Annotated in this window: 24 protein-coding genes and 1 tRNA gene; 5 read left to right on the forward strand and 20 right to left on the reverse strand. The window is 41.8% G+C overall.

All coding sequences use genetic code 11. From position 1 onward, the window contains the following. Positions 1 to 84: 84 nt before the first annotated feature. The 4 genes from MHI35_RS15685 to MHI35_RS15700 all read right to left on the reverse strand — a co-directional run bounded on the left by MHI35_RS15685 (position 85) and on the right by MHI35_RS15700 (position 3,305). Positions 85 to 309 (reverse strand): phage holin, encoded by a 225-nt coding sequence (locus tag MHI35_RS15685; RefSeq protein WP_211063587.1) that lies wholly within the window; start codon positions 307 to 309, stop codon positions 85 to 87. Between the two features lie 139 nt (positions 310 to 448). Beyond that, positions 449 to 1,354: an iron-hydroxamate ABC transporter substrate-binding protein gene (locus MHI35_RS15690; protein ID WP_211063654.1), complete on the reverse strand. Its 906-nt coding sequence runs from the start codon at positions 1,352 to 1,354 to the stop codon at positions 449 to 451. 17 nt (positions 1,355 to 1,371) lie between these two features. Continuing rightward, on the reverse strand, positions 1,372 to 2,373 hold the full coding sequence (locus MHI35_RS15695) for a FecCD family ABC transporter permease (RefSeq protein WP_211063588.1): 1,002 nt from the start codon (positions 2,371 to 2,373) through the stop codon (positions 1,372 to 1,374). Continuing rightward, positions 2,370 to 3,305, reverse strand: coding sequence for a FecCD family ABC transporter permease (locus tag MHI35_RS15700; RefSeq protein ID WP_249407407.1), 936 nt, complete (start codon positions 3,303 to 3,305; stop codon positions 2,370 to 2,372). Before MHI35_RS15700 ends, MHI35_RS15695 begins: the two co-directional genes overlap by 4 nt. A gap of 414 nt (positions 3,306 to 3,719) precedes the next feature. On the opposite strand from MHI35_RS15700, the gene MHI35_RS15705 reads away from it, so the two are divergent. Continuing rightward, positions 3,720 to 5,129, forward strand: coding sequence for a polysaccharide deacetylase family protein (locus MHI35_RS15705; RefSeq protein ID WP_211063590.1), 1,410 nt, complete (start codon positions 3,720 to 3,722; stop codon positions 5,127 to 5,129). A gap of 14 nt (positions 5,130 to 5,143) precedes the next feature. Here the strand turns inward: MHI35_RS15705 and abc-f are convergent, their stop codons facing one another. From abc-f to MHI35_RS15730, 5 genes are all read right to left on the reverse strand, one after another. Further along, positions 5,144 to 6,703: a ribosomal protection-like ABC-F family protein gene (abc-f, locus tag MHI35_RS15710; protein WP_211063591.1), complete on the reverse strand. Its 1,560-nt coding sequence runs from the start codon at positions 6,701 to 6,703 to the stop codon at positions 5,144 to 5,146. 398 nt (positions 6,704 to 7,101) lie between these two features. Continuing rightward, positions 7,102 to 8,271 (reverse strand): macrolide family glycosyltransferase, encoded by a 1,170-nt coding sequence (locus tag MHI35_RS15715; RefSeq protein WP_211063592.1) that lies wholly within the window; start codon positions 8,269 to 8,271, stop codon positions 7,102 to 7,104. Between the two features lie 261 nt (positions 8,272 to 8,532). Beyond that, positions 8,533 to 8,997 carry a DinB family protein gene (locus MHI35_RS15720; protein ID WP_335349281.1) on the reverse strand — a complete coding sequence of 155 codons (465 nt, stop codon included), beginning with the start codon at positions 8,995 to 8,997 and terminating at the stop codon, positions 8,533 to 8,535. Between the two features lie 305 nt (positions 8,998 to 9,302). Continuing rightward, positions 9,303 to 9,378: transfer RNA gene (locus MHI35_RS15725), tRNA-Arg, on the reverse strand. 117 nt (positions 9,379 to 9,495) lie between these two features. Then, positions 9,496 to 9,801, reverse strand: a complete 306-nt coding sequence (locus MHI35_RS15730) for a TM2 domain-containing protein (RefSeq protein ID WP_211063594.1) — start codon at positions 9,799 to 9,801, stop codon at positions 9,496 to 9,498. 227 nt (positions 9,802 to 10,028) lie between these two features. Here MHI35_RS15730 and clpP point away from each other — a divergent pair, with 227 nt between their 5' ends. Next, positions 10,029 to 10,625, forward strand: coding sequence for an ATP-dependent Clp endopeptidase proteolytic subunit ClpP (clpP, locus tag MHI35_RS15735; protein ID WP_024719872.1), 597 nt, complete (start codon positions 10,029 to 10,031; stop codon positions 10,623 to 10,625). Between the two features lie 59 nt (positions 10,626 to 10,684). Here clpP and MHI35_RS15740 read toward each other — a convergent pair whose 3' ends face one another. Further along, on the reverse strand, positions 10,685 to 11,263 hold the full coding sequence (locus MHI35_RS15740) for an LOG family protein (RefSeq protein ID WP_335349280.1): 579 nt from the start codon (positions 11,261 to 11,263) through the stop codon (positions 10,685 to 10,687). A 137-nt stretch (positions 11,264 to 11,400) separates the two neighbouring features. Between MHI35_RS15740 and MHI35_RS15745 the strand changes: the two genes are divergently transcribed. Then, positions 11,401 to 11,730: a MazG nucleotide pyrophosphohydrolase domain-containing protein gene (locus MHI35_RS15745; RefSeq protein WP_211063596.1), complete on the forward strand. Its 330-nt coding sequence runs from the start codon at positions 11,401 to 11,403 to the stop codon at positions 11,728 to 11,730. A 28-nt stretch (positions 11,731 to 11,758) separates the two neighbouring features. Here the strand turns inward: MHI35_RS15745 and MHI35_RS15750 are convergent, their stop codons facing one another. Continuing rightward, on the reverse strand, positions 11,759 to 13,381 hold the full coding sequence (locus tag MHI35_RS15750; RefSeq protein ID WP_211063597.1) for a SulP family inorganic anion transporter: 1,623 nt from the start codon (positions 13,379 to 13,381) through the stop codon (positions 11,759 to 11,761). Between the two features lie 37 nt (positions 13,382 to 13,418). Next, complete coding sequence (locus MHI35_RS15755) at positions 13,419 to 14,000, reverse strand: beta-class carbonic anhydrase (protein WP_144521836.1); 582 nt, start codon at positions 13,998 to 14,000, stop codon at positions 13,419 to 13,421. A 553-nt stretch (positions 14,001 to 14,553) separates the two neighbouring features. Between MHI35_RS15755 and MHI35_RS15760 the strand changes: the two genes are divergently transcribed. Beyond that, on the forward strand, positions 14,554 to 15,531 hold the full coding sequence (locus MHI35_RS15760) for a 2-hydroxyacid dehydrogenase (RefSeq protein ID WP_211063598.1): 978 nt from the start codon (positions 14,554 to 14,556) through the stop codon (positions 15,529 to 15,531). A 184-nt stretch (positions 15,532 to 15,715) separates the two neighbouring features. Further along, complete coding sequence (locus MHI35_RS15765) at positions 15,716 to 16,204, forward strand: ribonuclease (protein ID WP_417894681.1); 489 nt, start codon at positions 15,716 to 15,718, stop codon at positions 16,202 to 16,204. Between the two features lie 65 nt (positions 16,205 to 16,269). Here the strand turns inward: MHI35_RS15765 and MHI35_RS15770 are convergent. The 8 genes from MHI35_RS15770 to trxB form a co-directional block, all read right to left on the reverse strand. Beyond that, positions 16,270 to 17,420 (reverse strand): IS3 family transposase gene (locus MHI35_RS15770; protein ID WP_340991683.1). Its coding sequence is split into 2 segments (ribosomal slippage): positions 16,270 to 17,147 and positions 17,147 to 17,420, totalling 1,152 coding nucleotides; the frame shifts between segments, so codons are not numbered across the junction. A 118-nt stretch (positions 17,421 to 17,538) separates the two neighbouring features. Beyond that, the gene (locus tag MHI35_RS15775; protein WP_211063599.1) at positions 17,539 to 18,285 is read right to left on the reverse strand and encodes an arylamine N-acetyltransferase family protein; all 747 of its coding nucleotides are present in this window, start codon (positions 18,283 to 18,285) and stop codon (positions 17,539 to 17,541) included. 39 nt (positions 18,286 to 18,324) lie between these two features. After that, positions 18,325 to 18,582 carry an HPr family phosphocarrier protein gene (locus MHI35_RS15780; RefSeq protein WP_335349279.1) on the reverse strand — a complete coding sequence of 86 codons (258 nt, stop codon included), beginning with the start codon at positions 18,580 to 18,582 and terminating at the stop codon, positions 18,325 to 18,327. A 26-nt stretch (positions 18,583 to 18,608) separates the two neighbouring features. Next, positions 18,609 to 19,559 (reverse strand): DNA-binding protein WhiA, encoded by a 951-nt coding sequence (gene whiA, locus MHI35_RS15785; RefSeq protein WP_003213321.1) that lies wholly within the window; start codon positions 19,557 to 19,559, stop codon positions 18,609 to 18,611. A gap of 17 nt (positions 19,560 to 19,576) precedes the next feature. Continuing rightward, positions 19,577 to 20,536 (reverse strand): gluconeogenesis factor YvcK family protein, encoded by a 960-nt coding sequence (locus tag MHI35_RS15790; RefSeq protein ID WP_211063600.1) that lies wholly within the window; start codon positions 20,534 to 20,536, stop codon positions 19,577 to 19,579. Further along, entirely contained in the window at positions 20,537 to 21,424 is an 888-nt protein-coding gene (gene rapZ / locus MHI35_RS15795; RefSeq protein ID WP_041816354.1) for an RNase adapter RapZ, read from the reverse strand. It abuts the gene before it with no gap. 39 nt (positions 21,425 to 21,463) lie between these two features. Further along, a complete protein-coding gene (locus MHI35_RS15800; RefSeq protein ID WP_003213484.1) occupies positions 21,464 to 21,928 on the reverse strand; it encodes an 8-oxo-dGTP diphosphatase in 465 nt (154 codons plus the stop codon). A 357-nt stretch (positions 21,929 to 22,285) separates the two neighbouring features. Beyond that, on the reverse strand, positions 22,286 to 23,236 hold the full coding sequence (trxB, locus tag MHI35_RS15805) for a thioredoxin-disulfide reductase (protein WP_088001298.1): 951 nt from the start codon (positions 23,234 to 23,236) through the stop codon (positions 22,286 to 22,288). Positions 23,237 to 23,434: the final 198 nt, after the last annotated feature.

A 23,434-nucleotide genomic window follows, 5' to 3' on the forward strand; every position in this document is an offset into this window, starting at 1 on the left:
CTTTCAGGAAGAGTCAAATTGCGGGGAGAGGCGTTTGACGCTTCGCTGAAAAAGAGCCTTTTATCTGAAAAGGCTCTTTTTCTCTTATTCTGCTTTTTTTGTTCGTGCTTTTTTCGTTATATCATTGTTTTTCCAATAGGCCCAGAGAGATGTAATCCCAAGAAAGGCTAACGTGATGAATTGCTGAATACCTTCTTCATCAATCGGTATTGGGCTTTTCCCCGCAGCGGTTAGCGCACTGTTGACAAGTGCGATCAAGAGCAGCACAAGCCTTGCGATTGTACCTGCACTAATTTTTTGAACCTCCAACTGTAACCCCTCCCTTTCTTCCCCTTCACGGGCAGTACGGCTCGTTCTCTTTCATATGTATGCAAAAGCCGAATGAATAGAAGACCGGTTAAAAAAAAGAGACATCATACCTATATAAGGAATGATGTCTGATTTCATCTTATTTTGATGTAGAAAACATCTCTTTCGCTTCATCCAATGCCATTTTATTGCCTAGTGCTGAGTAATCGAGCCATGGCTGATCGGCAATCGGATAGACTTGGTTGTTCTTCACGGCTTTTAGACCCTTCCAAATTGGCGTCTTTTCTAGTTGCTTGAATGCTTGCTGCGCTTTATCATCACGGTTCACGACGACAAAGATAGCATCTGCATCATAGTCAGGAAGAACCTCTTGAGAAATCACTTCAAATGGTCGCTTGCTGTCCAGTTTCTTCACACCATCGACAGGTGTCAGGCCTAAATCCTCGTACAAAATTGGACCCATAGGGCGCTTCATGCTAAAGACTCGAAGCTCCTTTGCTGTCACACGGATCGCCATTACTTTTCCGTTTCCAATCTTTTGTTTGATGAGCGATTTGACTTCTTTTGCTTCTTGATTGTAATCCTGAATATATTGATCGGCTTCTTTCTCTTTATTGACGAGCTTGCCGATTTTTTTCAAATGATCGCGCCAAGTGCCGTTATTTAAATCAAACACTTCCGTTTTGGCGATTTTCTTATATTTCGATAAATTTTGTCCAGCTAGTTCTTCATCGACATAAATCACATCAGGTTGTAAGGCAAGCAGTGACTCCATATCGGGATCGGCTGCGATGCCCAGCTTCTTCGTTCCACTCAGCTGCTTTTTCGCATGTGGAAGGAAATCTTTTAAATCTCCACCTACAACAGAACCTGCCGGCTTGATACCGAGTGCTAATAAGTCATTCGTTAAATGAATAGACAAGGAAGCAATTTTCGGTGTTCCATGATCATTTTGAGTTGCTTTATTCTTTGTTTCCTGTTGACCACAAGCAGCAAGTATGATGAAACAGAGCGTTAAACCAAGTACAAGTAATTTTTTCATGATGAGTTCCTCTTTCTTGTTTATTTCGTTTTTGCTAATAAATAGAGAAAATAAGGAGCGCCGATAAAAGCCACAACGACACCCGCTGGTATGGCATTTGGGGCAAAGATGGAACGTCCGATTGTATCGGCACTGACCAAAATTAACAGGCCAAGCAGCGCACTAACCGGTAAAAAATATTGATGAAGTGAGCCGACAAGCCGCCTTGCCAAATGCGGGGCGACAAGTCCAATAAACCCAATTCCGCCTGTCATTGAAACACTTGCACTTGCCAAACCAACAGCCAAGGTTAACAAAAGGAGACGCTGACGCTGGACACGTACTCCTACACTTGAGGCGACAGCATCTCCTAATGTCAACGCATTGAGCGTGCTTGACTGCATCAGCGTAAGCGGTACAAGGCATACAATCCAAGGCAAAAGCGCTAACACATGAATCCAGTCTCTCCCCCAGACATTGCCAACAAGCCATCTTGAAGCAAATGTATAAGTATCTTCATCTAGCTTGAGTGACAAAAATAATGTCAAAGCACTGAATCCCGCTGCCACCGCAATTCCTACTAGGATCAGCCGAATGGGAACGAGACCTTCCTGCCGGTCATACGCCAAAAGCACGATGACCGCTGCCGCAAGAAGTCCCCCGCCAAATGTGAAGAGCGGAATAAGAAGAGAGGGATTGCCTTCTAGTGCGTGAAAATACGTCACAAACACGATTAAGCCAAAAGCGGCGCCTGCATTCAGTCCAATAATCCCTGGATCGGCCAGCGGGTTACGAGATAGACTTTGCAAAATGCCTCCCGCAATACCAAGACCAATTCCCGCTAGCATCGTTACCACGATTCGGGGCAGACGATAGTCAAACAGCACCGTTTCACTTTGAAAATCTCCAAAGCCGAATAACGTTTTGACGACCACAAGAGGATTCAGTTTCAGCGTACCGGTATTTAAGCTATACAGCACAACAGCCGCACTTAGACAAAGCAAAACGACTGTCACAGCAAGAGCTCGCTGTTTCTCTCTCACGACAGGTTCCTCCCTTCTTTTCTGGCAATATATAAGAAGAAAGGAACACCGACAAGTGCCACCATCACGCCAATAGCAAGCTCTCGCGGCGGATTAACGGTGCGGCTGGCAAGGTCAGCAAAGACAAGCAGCACCGCGCCTAATATCGCTGACATCGGAATGACGAAACGATAGTTTACACCAACCAGCTTTCGTGAAATATGCGGGATAACAAGACCGACAAATCCAATGGAGCCGACTGCTGATACAGAAACCCCTGCTAATAATACAGCAGCTACCATTCCTAGTATTCGCACTTGTCGCGTTTTCACCCCTAAATTTGCCGCAACATCTTCACCAAGCGATAGTAGCGACAGTGACCGTCCTAATAGCATCGCCCATACGATCACTATGAGAATGACCGGGGCAAGAATAGTCAGCTGCGGCCATTTCACACCAGCCACTCCGCCTGCATACCAAAACGCAAGGTCCTGACTTAAGTCAAAATAAATCGCGATTCCAGAGCTAAGTGCATGAAGCAATGCAGCCACTACGGCTCCTGCTACTGTTAAGCGCAGTGGTGTCAAAACGCCACCAGCCGCACCAATCGCAAAGATCAGCAGCGTACTAAGCACTGCACCAATAAAGGAAAACAACATTAGTGCCGAATAAGGGATGCCTGGGAAAAAAGCAAAACAGAGAGCGACCACAAACATCGCACCGCCATTGATGCCCAAAATCCCCGCATCGGCCAGCGGGTTTCTTGTTATTCCCTGCATGAGCGCACCCGCTACGGCAAATGCCGCTCCAACAAGAGCTGCTCCTAAAACACGTGGAAGTCTTAATTCATGGATGATCTGTTGCTCTGTGACATCTGACTGATAATCAAATACAGCTGTCCAAACCGTTTGCAGAGACAATGTTTTGGCACCATATGACACAGCCAAAAACATGGCAGCCGCCAAACCAATGACGGCGAGAAAAAATATCAAAAAGAACAAAATATATGATGATCGTTTTTGTTGAGGTGTTCGCTTATCCTGCAAAATCGGTGTCATCCTTTTCTTCATTAAAAGTCTGTTTGAAAATGAGAATCATAATCATCAAAATTATATCTGCCTACCTCTCAAAAATCAATCTACGCCTTATTTTTTAATTAATGAAGGTATGCAGGTGACCGTGTCATACAGTGTCTTTGCTCGTTTGAAATGGCTTATCATTTTTTCTCATAGTTTAATAGGAAAATAGTTGACATTCCGCCTGAATATCCTCTAAAATTACAAAAGTAAGTCAAATGTTATAAAAATATTACAAACAGATGTCAAACTGATAAAGAATGGCCCGTCTTGAGAGGAGATTTGAACGTTGTGTCACTAAAGGGAAAATGGAGTATCGGCCTATTTGCACTTGCGATCGTCATTGGAGTCGTTGCTTTCTTTCAGAATCAACAAGCAAGTGGAACCGAGAAGAAAAATGTAAAGCAGGATACAAACTATAAAAACGTCGAAATCGTTACTCTCGTAAATGACGGGAAATTTATGAGATATGCAGTCAACTATCCTCTTTTTCATCAAAAAGAGCTAGATGACAAGATTCAAAGCTACGCCAATTCAGCTTTAGAGCATTTCAAGAAGACGTTTAGTGAAGCAAAGGACGTCGATGAAAACAAACGCTTTGAACTGAATATTGATTATGATATGGTGCATTATGCGAAGCAGTCGGCTGCGATTCGCTTTACCACTTATACCTATACAGGTCAGCAAAATGGGACCACCAATCATCTCACGATCAACTATGATTTTCAGAAAAAAACCTTTCTTGACACAAAAGATTTATTTCTGCCTAAAACCAACTTTTTGAAGAAATTATCCTACATTACATATTCGGAGCTTCAAAAGGACAAAACCTTATCTAAGGATCAGACGCTACTTCAGAAGGGAACAGCCCCTACTGCTCAAAACTTCAGCCAATTTGCCTTGAAAGAGAAATATGTAGAATTTTATTTCCCAGCCTCGCAAGTAGCCGATGAGGATCTTGGTCCGCAAACACTTGCGATTAAAAAGACGTTGCTGAAAGATATAATGAAGCCGGAATATATGAATAAAACCAAAAATCAAAATGAAATGAAAGAACCAAATCCGAAAAGAAAAGCCGTCAAGCTGCCGCAAAAATCAAAGCTTGATCCAAATCAAAAAGCCATTGCCCTCACATTTGATGATGGTCCGAACCCTGCGACCACCTCAAAAATTTTAGAAGCATTGAAGGAAAATAAAGGACATGCGACCTTTTTCGTATTAGGTAGCAGGGTGCAGTATTATCCTAGTATGCTTGCCGATATTCTAAAAGGCGGGAATGAAATCGGGAACCACTCTTACAGTCATCCTTTATTAACAAGACTGCCTTTAAAGGAGGCGGTGAAACAAGTGAAGGACACTCAGAAGCTGATTGAGAAAGCGAGCGGCTATACACCTACGCACTTTAGACCGCCATATGGCGGAACAAATCAAGACATCAATCAAGCGGTGGGAATGAAGGTCTCTTTATGGGATGTTGATCCAGAGGATTGGAAAATTCGCAATAGCCAGCAGATCACAAACCACGTTCTCTCACATGCAGCAGATGGCAGAACGGTATTGATGCATGATATTTATGACAGCTCAGCTCAAGCAGCAGTGAAGATCATTCATGAACTCACCAAACAAGGCTATCAGCTCGTCACAGTCAGCGAACTTGACCAATTAAAAAAAGAACGGAATGAACAATCCCCTGTGCAATAAACACAGGGTTTTTTTTATGACTCCAAAGATTTCTTTTGTTTCAATAATGCTTGAAATGTCTCCTCCAGCTCTTGAGACGGCTCAATACTTAACCGGCTGAGCACTTCAGACAGCTGTAAATCAATTAACAGCAACTCCTCTTCTCTTTGGGTCACAGCTGGTTTGTCGCCTTTTTGTTTATACGCTTCATATGTTCCATCAAATGCTTCAATACGCTTTTCATGAACATGGAAAATGCGAGTTGCCACCTTCTCAATCAGTCTGCGATCGTGGGAAACGAACACAACAGTACCCGGGTAATCCCTCAATAGACCTTCAAGCGCTTCAACTGCCGCCAGATCTAGAAAGTTCGTCGGTTCATCCAGTATGAGAACATTGGCATCGCTGACAAGCAAGGACGCCAGCATGGTCTTCACCCGTTCTCCCCCGCTTAACACCCCAACAGGTTTATGGACGTCATCCCCTCGAAATCCAAGTCTCGCTAAAACCGTTCGTACCACTGTCTCATCTTGAACTGCCTCTTTCAGCGCATTTTGTAAAATTGATTCATCTACCGTTAATCCTGAAAGATCCTGACGAAAATAGCCTAGCTTGACAGCTTCTGAGCGAGAAACTCCGGGATGTCCATTCACCAGCATTCGGAGAAATGTCGTTTTTCCGCTCCCATTCTTGCCAATGATGGCGACCTTGTCCCCGCCTCTCACTTCCACATTCGCCTGCTTCCAAAGCAATTGATCGCCAACCTTGCCATCTACATTGTTCACTCGCAAAATGGAACGGCTCGCTATTTCCTTCATTGTATGCTGCGTCATTTGAATGGGCTGAATGTCTTTTACTTTCTCAACCTTTTCTAATTTCTCCATCCTTGTTTCAATTGATTTGGCGGTTTTTTGCAGCTTTTTTTGCTTATTTGCATAGTAGGGCTTTGCAATTTTTGGCCCTGAGGATTTCAGCTTTTGAGATGGCTTTGTCGCTTTGTCGGCTTTTTTCTTTTTCTTTTCCAGCGCATGCTCTAACTGTTTTTTCTTTTGTGTATAAGCTTCGTACGCTTCCATCTGCTGACGATGCACCAGCTCTTTTTGCTGTGCAAATTGCGTGTAGTTGCCTTTGTATTGATTGAGCCGTCCTTGATCCAGTTCCCAAATCTCCGTACATACTGCATCTAAAAAAGCACGATCGTGTGAAACGACAACGAGAGCTCCTTGATAATTGTAAAGCTTCTCTTCCAACCACTCAATGTGCTCTGTATCTAAATGAGTCGTTGGTTCATCTGCTAATAAAAGGGCAGAAGGACGGTTTAACGCGCTTTCAATATAAGACTGGGTCATCTCACCACCGCTCTGTGTTCCTTCCGCTTGTTTTAGCTGAGGAAGCAGTGTGCAGGTCGTTGTGGCCGCAAACGTGCCACTGTCTAGTTTCTCTTTTCCTGCCAGCACATGTAATAATGTCGTTTTCCCGCTTCCATTTACCCCGACAAGTCCAATGCGGTCACTTTGATGGATGGTAAGTTCCTCAATATCAAATAACAATCGATCTTTTCGAAATACCTTTAACTGATTGGCTTTTACTAACATCCAACCCTCTCCTTTCGTATCTCAGGAGACATGAAAAAGCCTCCCATTCTCAGAATAGGAGGCAAAATGGTGTACAAAAATAAACGGATCAATCCCGGATGAAGTGCCGTTCCTATCTGAACACACACACATCCCCGTATCAATCACGTCATTCTTTGATTCCCATGCTGTACCATCCTATTCCGAAGCTAAAAAATGAAAACGCAGCAAACATGGCAAACCAATCGTTTGCTCACTGCCTTCGTTTTTTCATTTTGCTTACAGGTCATAGGATTAGTACTTCATTGCATTGGGTCACCCTTCCGTCGTTTGTTACGTATACGATAAAAGATTGGTTATTTTTTGTCAAGTTGAAATGGTATAAGTGAGTCCATTCAGTTTGCCTAACGCTGACCGCCTCATGATTGAGTCTGTTTCGTTTGCATAAATTGATCAATCGTCCGCAATGCTTTATCGGTTCCACCTGCTGTTTGGAAGCTTTCTTCAATTTTTTCAATTCCAGCACGGTACATGTCGCTTCCTAGAACAGATTCCACGGTTTCTCTTAGCTGCTTTGCTGTCAGTTGATCTTTATCAAGTGCTCGGGCAGCAGATAACTCGGTCAGTCTTTGTGCGACCATCGGCTGATCTTTGTCGACCGGAATGACGACCATTGGAACGTGATAATGAATGCCTTCATTGACACTGTTCATTCCGCCATGCGTCACAAACACATCTGTCAGCTCAAGCACTTCAAGCTGCGGCACATAAGGCTCGATCAGAAAATGAGAAGGTGCTTCTTTTAAGAGAGACCGATCCACTTTTTCACCTGTTGCGAGTACCACTTTTCCATCAAAGTCGGCAAAGGCATCAATACACATATTAAAAAATGCCTCTGTATCTCCAAGAACAGTTCCCATCGAAATAAAGACAACTTTTTCTCGTTCAAGAGCTTCCAGCGGGAAATCATGCTGATCTGCCCTTTTTAGAAAGCTTGGTCCAATGAAAACAAATGAGTCGTTCACTGCATCGACAGAAGGCTGAAAATATTCACTTGTATACACGATATTCAGTTCTCCGCGATTTTTCATAAATTGCATCAAACGCGTTGGCTGAACGCCAAAACGCTCTTGTATGCTTTCTAATAGATGATCAGCTCTCTCATCCTTTCTGTATAGCGGTGTATCAAAATGCGCCTCTTGTAGCACAAAGGATGGATTTGAACCGATCCCTGGAATTTGTAAGTAATCTCGAACAAGCTCTCCTGCCCCAAACATATCAAAATAGACAAAATCAAATGAATGCTGCTGAGAAAGTGTTTCTACCACTTCTAACATATCAAATGATGTTTTCAGCATGGCATGAAAGAATGGCTGCATGGAATCGAGATTTCCTTCATCTACGTGTAATGTCCGAATATAGTCTGGATGTTTATGTACGTGAGCGCCTAAGCGTTTGATTCGTTCCTCATAATGTACAGTTGTGACCGCATGCACTTCATCTCCACGATCCGCCCATGCTTTGATGATTCCTAACATAGGATTCACATGCCCTTCAGCAGGAAATGTAATCAATAAAATCTTCGCCACAAGAAATCCCTCCTCATTGTCAATTCTCTTCCATGTTAATCATATACAGCCAGCAGGCTCAACAAATACGCCTGTAAAGGAAAGAAATGAGTCTTATGGCTAGTAATTTTAAGAAAATATCAAAAAAAGACAAAGCCCCCTATTCAGTGCTTTGTCTTTTTTCTATTGTTTTTTGAGCAGCATTTGTTTAAACGAAGCAGACTGTTTTTCAATTGAGACCGGATCAGCATAGATAAATTTATTGATTGAAGTTGAAGAACATTATTCAAACATTGAAATTTTGGGGTCTTTATTGTAACAGTGAACAAGCATAGCATGTAATTGTCCCCTATGATGATATACATGTGCTAATATCTCTAACAACCATTCATACCTAGTATATGTCACACCCCAATACGAAGTGGTACGAGACAGTAGTTCTGTGTCCGATAATTTCATATAATTATTTTTTAATGAATGAAAATTAGTCGTTAAGCCATTTTCTATCGACTTTAAAGTTTTATATGATACATTAGCATAAAACTTTTCCATCTCTTCTTGGGTAGCCTCATTAGCAATACGCCAGTCCGCTTCACAAATGATCGCAATGTGTTCCAGCAACTCTCCGATAGACTGCTTATGAGGTGTTGGTCTTTTTTGTAAATCATCTTCTTCTAATTGACTTACTATTTTTATTAATGTTTTAACAGCTACTTCAATTTGACGTAAAACACTTTCACAATTCATTTGTACCTCCTTATTAAAGGGTTCTGCCCTTTTAGTTGAACAAGCTTTGAAAATATTGATGATTCAATGCTTTTATACTCCCATTATAGATTAACTTTACTTAATCACTATCATAAAGAAAATCTGTCTTTTTAACAATTTTAATCTGTGCTTTTTGATACAAAATGAACTACTTCACATAAACGATGATAAATACTGAAGTTCCTCTCAAAGTCCTCACACAATCCCACTCATAAACAACAAAAAACCCTTTATTTCAAAGGGTTTTCAGGTTCTTTCACAAATGATCAATCGGATACTATAGACGCGCTCGGAGGGATTCGAACCCCCGGCAGACGTGGTACCGGAAACCACCGCTCTATCCAACTGAGCTACGAGCGCACGATAAGTTTTTAAACGTCAGCATATCAAATTATAAGGGAAATGCTGCAAGAAAGCAATGAAATTCTGTTGACTTCAAAGAAGAAGCCTGCACCGAAAAGATGCAGACATGTCTATTTATGCACTTTTGACAGACGCAATAATTTTTCGTTCTATGTTTTCATTTACTTCATCCACTGTTTTGACAAGACAAATGATCCCATCAATAAATGGCCAAATGAAAAATGTCAACCATCCTAGTAGAAGCATGGTCACTGCATAGCCTTTCTTTTCATCAAGATAAAAACGATGAACGGCAATCGCCCCAAGGAACCACCACAAAATAAATACAATTAATTTCGACTTTTTTTTGGCTTGAAGTTCGGTTGATACAACAATACGTTGTTGATCAGTCAAACTACTTTTCTCCAAAAGATTATCCACTTTTCTTCCTTCTTTCTGACTATATATAATGATAACATAGGTAATATTACCTCATAGCAGAAAGTTTTACCATATTTTTTAAAAACTTTTCCATGGTTTAAGAAAATAAATTTTGGGAAAAATAACATGTGGCTGTCGAATTTTTTGATTGCGTTTTGTTTGACCTTTATTGACCAAAAATGTATCATTGAATTACATACTTACCTAAAAGGTGAAGGAGGAACATTATGAATTTAATACCTACAGTCATTGAGCAAACAAATCGTGGGGAAAGAGCTTACGACATTTATTCTCGTCTTTTAAAAGACCGTATTATCATGCTTGGTTCTGCGATCGATGACAATGTTGCCAACTCCATCGTGTCACAGCTGCTTTTCTTAGAAGCTGAAGATCCAGAAAAAGATATTTCTATCTACATTAACAGCCCTGGCGGTTCAATCACAGCTGGTATGGCCATTTACGATACGATGCAATTTATTAAACCAAAGGTATCAACTATTTGTATTGGTATGGCTGCATCTATGGGTGCGTTCCTACTTGCTGCTGGTGAAAAAGGTAAGCGTTATGCCCTTCCAAACAGTGAAGTCATGATTCACCAACCACTAGGTGGTGCCCAAGGTCAAGCAACAGAAATTGAAATTGCGGCAAAACGAATCCTTTCTTTACGCGATAAACTGAACCAAGTACTTGCTGAACGTACTGGTCAGCCAATTGAAGTCATTGAACGCGATACAGATCGTGACAACTTCAAAACAGCGGAAGAAGCACTTCAATACGGACTCATTGACAAAGTCTTGACCCGTAATTCAGAAGAACAAAAATAATATGACAAACCAAACCGTCTGCTCCTTGAACAGACGGTTTTTTGTCGTTGAAATACGCTTTAAGACAACTCCGTCCATTTCTGCTCAAGAGTTGGTGTTTGATAAGAAGCCATCTGTGTGATTAATTCCTCCGGTTCGCTGGAGGCATGTAACAATTGGAGGTGTGATTCATTCGAAAAACCTTCCTGTATACTAAATTTCACCATGTCAATGAGCGAATTGAAATAGTCATTCACTTGATACAAGCCGATTGGCTTTTGGTGAATGCCGATTTGAGCCCAGCATAGCACCTCAAATAATTCTTCATATGTACCAAAGCCGCCTGGCATCGCAATAAATCCATCAGCCAACTCACTCATTTTCGCTTTTCGTTCGTGCATTCCTGTTACTTCGATTAATTCTGTCAGCTCTTGATGCACAACTTCTCCTCTAAAAAGCCCTTTAGGCATCACCCCAATGACTTGCCCGCCATGTCTTAAGACCTCATCTGCAACGGCACCCATCAATCCAATTCGTGAACCGCCGTATACAAGACGGATGTCTTGCTCTGCCATATAATTCCCTAGCTCTACAGCCTTTTCTTTGTAGACGTCCTTCACGCCTGGATTCGAACCAGCAAACACACAAATCGTTTTCATCAAAAACAGCTCCATCTCTCTCTATGATTTCTTCACCCACTCATTCTACTATAATTTTTTTCTAAAAAACAGCCGATTCATCTATATATAGTGTAAAATCAAAAGGTGCACACCATATAAGGAGCTGTATAAAGAGAATGCAAACAAATGAGATGGAGAAATGGATCAAGGATTTTTACAAAAAGAGAAATTGGACAGAATACGGGCCGTTTATCCGGTTAGGGTTCCTGATGGAAGAAACAGGCGAACTCGCTCGCGCTGTTAGAGCCATTGAGATCGGACGTGACCGGCCTGATGAGCAAAAACAAAAATCAGCTGAGTTGAAGAGAGAACTCGTTGAAGAAATGGGAGATGTATTAGGGAATCTACTTATTTTAGCCGATCTCTATGATGTGACAGTAGAAGAGATTTTCTCCTCTCATCAACAGAAACTCACAAAGCGTTTTTCAGAACTGAAAAGCACGTGACCACATCGTCACGTGCTTTTTTCCACCTTTATAGATGCTGAGGTGAAATATCATCTGTTCGTTCAAAGAAATGCTGTTTTCCAATATGATGGAAAAGACCTGTTCGACGCAAAAGCTCTTTCGGCTGTGATTGAAGTCCGACAATCATCAGCTTACCATTATGATGCTTTAACCGATTGGAGATATTCATCAGCACCGCTTCTGCTGATGTGTCCATATAATTGACTTTATTCATGAGCAGAATGAGCGTTTTCGGCTTTGTCTGAACATGATCCAAAATTGAATTTTCGAGTGAATCTGTTGTTCCAAAAAACAGCGGCCCTTCAATGGCGTACATACTGATGCCTTGCTGGTCTGTCTGTTTTTCTAAAGCAGCTGCCGTTTCCATTTGGGGGACCGCAACATTTGGACGAATGCTGGTTGTCTGGCTCATTTTTTTGATAAAAGCGATAAAGGCCAAAATGAGTCCTGCAGTGACGCCAATAATCAAATCACCGATGACCGTCAGCAAGAAGGTGACAACTAGTACAAGAGAATCCGCATTTTTTACTTTTACAATATTGATAAACTCTTTTTTCTCACTCATATTCCAAGCCACAAACATTAAAATCGGTGCCATCGCAGCAAGTGGAATCATCGACGCATATGGTGCAAATAACATTAAGATGAGCAAGACGACGACGCCATGCACGACACCTGAAATCGGGCTTGCTCCGCCATTTTTGATGTTTGTTGCCGTACGGGCAATCGCCCCAGTCGCCGGAATTCCTCCAAACAGCGGTGCCGCCATATTGGCAATTCCTTGCCCGACAAGCTCTTTATTGCTGTCATGCTTTGAGCCTTTCATATTGTCTGCGACCATTGCGGATAAAATTGATTCCACGCCGCCTAAAAGCGCAATGACTATTGCTGGAGGGAGGAGATAGATCATTTTTTCAATCGTTATTTCAGGAAAAGCAAAGCTTGGCAACTGACGAGGAATCTCCCCGTATGCCGAGCCGATCGTTTCCACTTGTCCTTGGAAAAAGAGAACAGCTAGAAACGTTGAAGCCAATAGGCCTAATAGAGCACCAGGTATTTTGGGAATGTATTTTTGTGCTGCCAAAATCACAATAAGTCCAATCACTGCTGTGATGATGGCAAGACTGTTTGCGGTACCGAGATGGACCACAATTTCTCTCATATTGAGGAAAAAGCTTTCATGCTTTTCAACACCCTTTAATCCGAGGAAGTTGGCAATCTGCCCAGAAAAAATAATGACAGCAATGCCAGCAGTAAAACCGATGATAACCGGACGAGGAATAAATTTCATGAGCTTTCCTAGTTTGAATATTCCGAATAATACAAGCATACACCCTGCCATAAAACCGGCAATGAGTAAGTTTTCGATACCGTATTGGCTGACGATACCAAATAAAATCGGAACAAACGCCCCAGTCGGCCCGCCAATCTGATACTTTGAACCACCAAACAATGAAATCAAAATGCCGGCAACGATGACTGTGTATAATCCATATTCTGGTCCGACACCAGATGCAATGGCAAAAGCCATGCCTAAAGGAATTGCCACAACGCCCACGACAAGCCCAGCGATTAAATCACGTCTCAACTTTGATGTATCATATCCTTCAAATCTTCCATAAAAACGCATGGTATGTGTTGGCCTCCTTCAAGTATGTGTAGATGATTTAGGTATACTGTGCGTCAATCTGTTTATCTTTCACAACGACATCCAGCTTTCCCGTTGCTGGATGAATGACAAGTCCATGAACAGCCACATCACTCGGCATAAGTGGATGCTCTTTGACCAATTTCACACTTTGGGACACGCTCTCTTCAACCGAATCAAAGCCTGTCAGCCATCCCTTTAAATCAACCCCTGAGTTTTTCACAATGCTCAAACATTTCTCTTCAATGCCGCGTGCTTTCGCCTTTTCAAGTAATGGAGCTGCTGCAAGACCTGCCATCCCGCATTCATGATGTCCTACAATGCATACCTCTTCTGCCTTTAGTTCATAGATAGCTAGAAGAATACTCCGCATCACACTGCCAAAAGGATGTGTGACGATGGCGCCCGCATTTTTAATGATCTTCGCATCACCATTGCGCAGTCCCATGGATTGCGGCAATAATTCCAAAAGACGTGTATCCATGCAAGTTAATATAACGAGTTTCTTTTCAGGAAATTTCCCCGCTTTGTAAGGCTCATAATGTCTCTCGTGTACGAACTCTGAATTGTGCTGAAGAATCTGTTCTAATTTTGATCCCATTTTGCCATCTCCCATCTTTTCATAAGTCACGTAAACTCCTGCCTGACCTCCTTTTCTTTCGTGTGTTCTCAAGCATAAAGAGGAAAAATGATAGAAAAAAAAGAAAAAAATGAGAAAACGATGAGAAGACATGTGATCATTTTCTATCATTTACGATTCATCGCAAGAGGGGCGCGGTATTCCTTTCAATCTATCGTTCTCTGATTGCCAAAAGACGATGAAATGGTTTAGTAGAAAACAACCTTCCCGTTTAATATGTTTCAAATATAATCATTTTTCTATCAAAAAATCTCGATCTATTTTCCAGTTTGTCAGATAATCTCTCAGTAAATCCGGCGTTTTCATATGTCACATCTCCCATTAGCTGATTTCCATCTAAGTAAAAAATGCATCAGATGGCATATGAATATACCTTTTCACTAAGAAACTGTCTCTCTTTTCCGTTATTTTAGTATATTAAATATTTAGTAGATAACCTTCAAACGTGTTCAGTCGAAATGGTTGCTTTATAATAAAAGGAGCAAGATGATCATGTGAAAGGAGCGAGTTGACATTGACACCACACATTTTTGTCGCCAAACCATTACCCGCCTCATTTGAGGAATTACTAAAGGAACATTGTACATACGAGGTGTGGCAATCCAAAGACCCCATTCCAAAAGATATTTTGTTTCAAAAACTGCAGCATGCTGATGGTCTTTTAACGTCTGGAACGAAAATCGATCAAGAGCTATTAGATCACGCTCCAAAACTTAAAGTAGTGAGCAATAACTCTGTTGGCTATGACAACTTCGATATAGAAGTGATGAGGCAAAGAGGCGTAATTGGGACGCACACGCCCCATACACTCGACCATACTGTCGCAGACCTTGCATTTTCACTCATTCTTTCCTCTGCGCGAAGAATTGCCGAGCTTGATCGTTTTATCCGTGAGGGGAATTGGACGAAATTTGTACAGGAAGAGGATATTTTTGGCATCGATGTCCATCATCAAACGCTTGGCATTATTGGCATGGGACGAATTGGAGAGCAAGTCGCCAAACGAGCTGCTCATGGTTTTGATATGAATATCCTGTATCATAACCGCAGCCGGAATGAAAAGGCTGAATCAGCATATGGCGCTTTATATTGCACACTCGATGACCTGCTAAAGCAAGCTGATATCATTGTCTTGATTACACCGCTGACCGCTGAAACGTATCATATGATCGGCGAACGAGAATTGAAGTTAATGAAGCAAACGGCTTTATTTGTAAACATCTCCCGCGGGAAAACAGTAGACGAGAAAAGCCTCATTCAAGCGCTCCAAGAGGGATGGATCAAAGGTGCAGGTCTTGATGTGTTTGAGCAGGAACCGCTTCAGGAGAATCATCCTTTCAAAGAAATGAACAATGTCACCCTTGTTCCTCACATCGGTTCCGCTACTGAAACAACACGGGATCTTATGCTGAAACGAGCCATTCACAATGTGATTCATGGTATTGATGGCAAAGCCCCTGTAGATATTGTGAAAGAGCTTGCTTCATCTTAATCGGAAAAGACGCAGAATTCAGAGCTGCGTCTTTTTATTTATTTTATTAGAAGGCTATCAGGAGAAAAGCCTCATTTTAGCAAAGATCCTGTTTCTTTACATTTCCTTCATGTTCGGGTGCTATAATATGAGGTAGACAAGCATCAAGAGGACAGCTTCCGATTTCCTTAATAGGAGGATGAAGATGAAAAAAATCAGTTCGGTTTTTACTATGTTTGCTCTGATCGCTGCTATTCTGTTTTCTGGTTTTATTCCGCAGCAAGCCTATGCTGAAACACCACTTACACCGACCGCCACAAATGAAACAGCTTCTATTCAACTGACATCAGATGTCCATACCCTTGCCGTCATTAATACGTTTGATGGTGTCGCCGATTATTTGATTCGCTACAAACGACTTCCTGATAACTACATCACAAAATCACAAGCAAGTGCCCTTGGTTGGATAGCGTCAAAGGGAAATCTAGCCGAGGTTGCCCCAGGCAAAAGCATCGGTGGAGATGTTTTCTCTAATCGGGAGGGTCGTCTTCCTTCAGCAAGCGGACGCACATGGCGTGAAGCAGATATCAACTACGTCTCAGGCTTCCGCAATGCTGACCGCCTCGTGTATTCAAGTGACTGGCTCATTTACAAAACAACAGATCATTACGCGACATTCACACGTATTCGATAATCAATCAAAAAACAGCCCATTTGACGGGACTGACCCCCGTTTTTGAGACAGGAATCAAAACACCTTTATACAGCCAATTGCCGATAGTTTATCGGTGATTGGTTGTTTAGTTTCGTTTGAATACGAATGTTGTTATAATAATAAATGTATTCTTTGACAGTGCGTTCTACGATGGTGGTTGTAGTGCGATCAATCCTGTTAAGATAGAACGTTTCAGACTTTAGTGAGGAATGAAACGATTCGATGGAGGCATTATCAGCGGGCGTCCCTTTACGGGACATGCTCATGGTAATGCCTTTTATATGAACCGCTTTCTGATACTCGTAAGATGTATACACAGAACCTTGATCGCTATGTAACACGCAATTCTCAGGAAGTGCTGGGAGCTGATTAAGTGTGTTTAAGATAAAGTCTGTGTCCTGCTTATCACCAATCGTAAAAGCAATCACTTCTCCATTATATAAATCCAATATACTGGAAAGGTACAATTGTTTCTGTCCATAAGGCAAATACGTGATGTCCGTTACTAGTTTTTCAAGAGGGCGATCAGACTGAAAATTCCGATCCAGTATATTACCGGCTACGGCATAAGGCTGCCCATTCTTCTTACGCTTTTTCATTTTAACCCGGCATTGCCACTGGTTTTTCTGCATGATACGTTGAACAGTTTTATGGTTAATACGCATTCTCATTTTTAGTATGGCTGTGATTTTCCGATAACCATATCGATATTTGTGCTTTCGGCACAACGTGCCGACCTGTTTCTCTAGTTGTCTTTCAGAATGAGTCTGAGTCAAATCTTTTTTCCATCTATAATACGAAGTACGTAAGATGCCTAAATGGACACAGATGTCCTGTACCGTCATCGTTTTGCGAAATTCTTCTACCAGTTTGATTGACGTTTCCTTATCAACTTCCTTTCCAATTCGTTGTACTTTTTTAAAACTTCATTCTGTTGACTCAAATAGCGATTTTCTGCCTGTAGTCTCTCTAATTCAGAAGAGTACTCGGGACCCTTTCCATAGGTATATTGTTTTCCAACAGGTTGTTCGAACCTGTGTGTATCCCCAGCTTTATGCCATCTCACCCATGTCTGAACCTGCGTCTTATTCTTGATATTCAATTCCTGCATGATCTCTTTCATAGGTACGCCTGCCAACCTCATTTCCACAGCCTTCTGTTTGACTTCAACCGGATAACTCACTCTTGTCCCCATAGAAAAAACACCTCCATGTTTTATTTCGGATCACAACGATCCGTTTTCAAACTTGAAGGTGTTTTTTATTTGTCTCATCTTATGGGGTCAGTCCCGACGCAGGGCTGTTTTTTTGATGTTATTTAGGCAACAGAGTTTTCACATATTCGTCAAAAGGAAGGGGTAGCGGTTTTTTCGACGCTTCTTCGTGTTCATGTGTGGTGACATGATCCTCGGTGACAATGACACGTCCTGTTGGTGTAAGCTTTGAAGCAAGCGGTCTTTTGTTAAAAGGAGAGGCTTCATTTTCATAAATCTCCTGTCTCATTTGGACCAATGTAGGCTCGCTCACCTCTTGCAATGTGAATGCGTAGCCTATTTCAGCGCCTTCTCCTCTATCTAATTGGAGAAGATGCGTCCCTTTTTCGGTTTCCTCTTCTTTGACTCGAAACTGAATTGACGCTCCTTTGACCCATTCTTCAGTAAAAGGTACAGGCTGGAGAGGTAAATTCACACCAAAACCCGCATCAATCAGATACCGTTCATTGTGATGATTTAACGTCATGGCTACATGTGTACCATCAATTGCCCATGCTCCTGCTTCCTTGTTATACACGGTCCCTTGAACGAGCTGTACAGCGAGTCCTGCCTCTTTTAACACATAATATAAAAGAGGATTGAGATCGTAACAAAGGCCTCCTCTGTTTCCTTCAAGAAGATGCTGCTTCAATCCTTCTTGATTCAAGGCATAGGATTGTTTGTTCAGCACAGATCTATTTTCAAATGGAAAGGTGTAGGCCATCTTTTTTAATAACGCAGGTAGGTCCTCAAAGGTGATGGATTGTCCTTCGTATCCGATCTTCTGTAAAAATGCTAATTGCATCATGTTCATTCCCTTCTAAAAAAACTGAGTCTGTGAAGAGACTCAGTTTTCTTGATTGATAAAATCCGTTAACGCATCAATGGCTTCTTGTTCATCTGCACCATCTGCTATCAGTGTGATAGTGACCCCAGAGCTGATCGCAAGGCTCATGAGACCCATAATGCTCTTCGCATTGACTCTTTTTCCGTCCTTTTCTAGAAAAATTTCAGCCCCAAAGCGATTCGCTTCCTGTACGAATAAAGCAGCAGGACGAGCCTGCAAGCCTGTTTTCAACTGGATGGTGACCGTTTTTTCCACCATATGATCTGCCTCCCTTTTTCATTCTCCTATTTGAGTGTAACAGCTTGTCCATTTCGTAATTGTTCTGCAATTTGATCTAGCTTTCTTAAGCGGTGATTAATGCCTGATTTGCTGATCTTGCCGCTTTCCACCATTTCTCCCAGTTCCTTTAGCGTGACCTCTTGATAGTCGACTCTCAGTTTTGCAATTTCACGCAGCTTATCTGGCAGAGCATCAAGTCCAATTTTTTCATCAATGAATTGAATGTTCTCGACCTGGCGCAGTGATGCACCAATCGTTTTATTCAAGTTTGCTGTTTCACAATTGACGAGCCGGTTCACGGAATTCCGCATATCACGGACGATCCGAACGTCTTCGAAGCGAAGAAGTGAATTATGTGCACCTACAACACTTAAGAATTCAGTGATTTTTTCGGCTTCTTTCATATATGTGATGTAGCCTTTTTTCCGCTCAAGTGTTTTACTGTTGAGATGAAATTGGTTCATCAACTCACAAAGGGCATCATTGTGTTCTTTATATAGTGAAAAAATCTCAAGGTGATAGGAAGACGTTTCTGGGTTATTCACAGAACCGCCTGCTAAAAAAGCACCTCTCATATAGGAGCGTTTACAGCATCTTTTCTTTACAAGCTCTTCTGAGATATTACGCTCAAATACAAATTGCTCACCTAATATTTTTAAATCCTCTAAAATGGTTTTCGCTCGTTCTACCAGTCTGACAATATACACATTATTCTTTTTTAATCTCATTTTCTTACGAACGAGCAGCTCGACTGTGACATCATATTTCTTTTTTAGCAGCGTATAAATTCGTCTTGCGATCGCTGCGTTCTCTGTTTGTATATCTAAAATTAATTTTCGATTAGAGAAAGATAATGAACCGTTCATACGGATGAGGGCAGAAAGCTCTGCTTTTGTGCAGCAGTCCTTCACGTCCAGATTAGTCAGCTCTTTTTTTGTTTCGGATGCAAATGACATCCTTGCCACCCCCATTCCTATTTTTTCTTATGCAGCAGGTCGACAAGCAGCGCGGCTACTTTCAGCGTGTCGTGACGAATCACATGCTGGTCGTATGTAATGATTTCCCCAGGGATGACTTCCAGTCCCATTGCCTTGAGTACATCTATGTCGAACTGTACAGGCTGTGCCTGTTCTTCTGCATATTTTGCTTTGATCTCTTCTGGAATTTCTTTATTGTTCACAAAAATGGTATCAATAAATGGACGAACCATATGATCGTTTAATGCTTGCACATGATCAGCTGCACTGTAGGAAAGCGTTTCCCCTGGCTGCGTCATGACATTGCAAATATACACTTTTTTCGCCTTTGAGCGAATGACCTCTTCACCAATATGCGGTACAAGCAAGTTTGGCAAGATACTTGTATACAAGCTACCAGGTCCAATCACAATCAAATCAGCTTCACGAATGACTTGAATCGATTCTGGGAGCGGCTCAATCGTATCAGGTGTGAGGAACACTCGTTTGATTCGCTCACCGTAGGTTGGGATTTTTGATTCTCCTGTTACCACTTGCCCATTTTCTAATTCAGCGTGTAGAACAACACTTGAATTCGCTGCTGGCAAGACTTTTCCTCTCACATTTAAGACCTTGCTCATTTCTGTGACGGCATGAAAAAAATCACCGGTTATATTTGTCATGGCCGCAAGAATGAGGTTGCCAAGAGAGTGGCCTGTTAAGTCATTCCCTTTGTTAAAACGGTGCTGAAATAAGTCTTCTACAAGCGGTTCAACATCAGAGAGAGCTGCAAGGACATTTCGAATATCGCCTGGAGGCGGAATATTCAAATCATGGCGCAGTCTGCCTGAGCTGCCTCCGTCATCAGCAACCGTTACAATAGCGGTAATGTCCACTGGCTTTGTTTTTAGCCCTCTGAGCAAAACAGATAAGCCAGTGCCCCCGCCAAGAATGACCACCTTTGGAAGTGTCGTCATCTATTTTCTACTTCTCTTTTCAATGTCCCGGTGAGTGACATGAGTGTAGTAGTCATTTTTAAAATACTCCGATAAGTAGTTCGCTAGCGTCACTGATCGGTGCTGTCCACCTGTACAGCCAATAGCGATCACAAGCTGACTTTTTCCTTCTCGCTTATAGGACGGAAGCATAAAGCTGAGAAGATCAATTAATTTCTCTGTGAATTTTTGTGTCTCGCTCCATTTCATTACATAGGAGCGCACTTCTTCATCGTTTCCAGTCTGTGGACGCATGCTCTCAATATAGTAAGGATTCGGCAGGAATCTTACATCAAATACAAGATCAGCATCAATCGGCAGACCGTATTTAAAACCGAAGGACATCACATTCACTGTAAACACCTGTCCTTGGCTTGTGGCAAAGTGCGCGACAATTTTTTCTCGAAGCTGTTTTGGTTTTAAATCCGATGTATCAAAAATCATTTGAGCTCGGCCTTTTAACTCTTCTAACAGATCGCGTTCCATCGCGATTCCTTCGAGCGGCAAACCTGTTGTCGCAAGAGGATGCGAACGTCTCGTTTCTTTGTATCTTGAGACAAGCACCTTATCGTTTGCATCTAGAAATAATATCCTTGGTGTGATCCATCCAAGATCACTCATTTCATCTAAGGCTGCAATTAAGCTGTCAAAGAATTCACGTCCGCGCAAATCCATCACAAGGGCAACCTTGCTCATCTTCGAATTCGATTCCTTCATGAGTTCTAGGAATTTTGGTAAAAGTGATGGCGGCAAGTTATCTACACAGAAGTAACCTAAATCTTCAAAGCTTTGAATGGCAACGGTTTTCCCCGCACCTGACATTCCTGTAATAATCACAAGCTGAATATCTTCTTGTTTGTGTGTATTCATGCCTGCTTCCTCTCCTTCTTTATAAAAACGGTTCATGTATTAGTCTCCTTGAGGATCTAACCGATAAGCAATCAATTCAAAATCAGGTGTATACGTAAAAGTACCGTGAAGAAGTCCTTTTCCCTTTAGCATGAAATCAAGAATATGGGAATCTCCTGGTGCCATCGGTAAATGTGGTACATCCTTTACTTCATGCCACTTTAAAATGCCTTCCTCTGACTCTGTCACGTTTTTTCCAGTAAATGAATCTGCCATAAAGGTGAACATCATCCACTCTTGAACGATTTGATCGCCTTCTTTTATGATAAAGGTAAAAACACCTTTTAACTGTGGATTTAAAATATAAATTCCTGTTTCTTCTCTATACTCTCGAACGACTGAATCCTTGACCGATTCTCCGCTTTCCATTTTGCCGCCCGGCGCTACCCACCAGCCCCGTCTTGGCTTTTGCAGCAAGAGAACTTGATCTTCGTGATGCAGCACACAATTGGTTACTCGTTGCATCAGCTGTCACCTACTCTTTTATGTCTTTAACTTATTATACAGGTTCATCCTGACTCCCACAATGAACATGCCCCTTCTTCACCGAAAACAGATCGAATTTCATCTGAAAGGAGTGGCGGGCAATTTCTCTACTCTTTATTTTACAGCAACGAATGGTTATCCATGCGTCATTTGTGAACATCTCTTGAATTTCTGATTTTAAGCAAAAAAAAGGACACGGATTCTCATCCGTGCCAAACTTGTATTCCTTATAAAAGGGGGTCAATTACTAGCTTTATCATAACGGAAAATTGTTTCACCCGTGTTACATTCCAGTTAAAAGCCCATGACGCTATATTAAGGATTTACGACAGCCTTTTATTTCGCTGCTTTCAGCTTTTCAGCAAGCTCTTCTACATAATGCTGTGCACTTTGTGCAGCAATACTTCCGTCACCTGTTGCTGTTACAATTTGACGAAGTGTTTTTTCACGAATGTCACCAGCAGCGAAAATACCTTCCACTCTTGTTTCCATTCTTTCGTTTGTCTCGATATATCCTTCTTCATTTGTAATGCCGAGATTTTCAAATGGTTTAGATAGTGGAAGCATCCCGATATAGATAAAGACGCCGTCTGTTTTAAAGTCTTCTTCTTCACCAGTCACCGTATCAATCAAGGTTACACTGCCGACTTTACCGTTTTCTTCATTAATTTGTTTAACGGTTTTGTTCCACATGAAGTCGATTTTTTCATTATCAAAAGCACGTGCTTGTAAAATACTTTGTGCACGAAGCTTATCGCGTCTATGAACAATTGTTACTTTTGACGCAAAGCGTGTGAGGTACACACCCTCTTCTACCGCAGAGTCTCCTCCACCAATGACGACAAGCTCTTTGTTTTTAAAGAAAGCACCGTCACATACTGCACAGTATGAGACGCCTCGTCCGCCAAGTTCTTTTTCACCTGGTGCACCGATTTTTTTGTATTCCGCACCTGCTGAAATAATGACAGAGCGTCCTTTGTATTCTTTTGAACCGGCTTTGACGATTTTGTACTCTTCACCGTCGACGATTTCTTTGATATCGCCATATGCATACTCAGCACCGAATTTCTTCGCATGGTCAAACATTTTATTTGAAAGTTCTGGCCCTAAAATGCTTTCAAAGCCAGGATAGTTCTCGACATCTTCCGTATTAGCCATTTGACCGCCTGGAATCCCTCTTTCAATCATCAATGTTGAAAGATTTCCACGTGATGTATAAACAGCCGCTGTCATTCCGGCAGGTCCCGCTCCAATGATGATCGTATCGTAGATTTTTTCTTCTGACACAACTGTCACTCCCTCTTCAATTGCTGCTAGCATTTCTTATTAGAATGCCCTTGGGTGATGCTTCCATTCATGACAGAAAGCATCAATTCCACTCTTACTTTTATTCCTTACCCATATCCTATTAAATCTGCGGATAATAAGCGAATCATTTGCTCATATCTTCAAAAAAAGAAAAAGCTTCCTTAAACTGCTGTTTAA

The sequence above is a fragment of the Bacillus sp. FSL K6-3459 genome, assembly GCF_038003305.1.
Lineage (GTDB): Bacteria > Bacillota > Bacilli > Bacillales > Bacillaceae > Bacillus > Bacillus pumilus_O.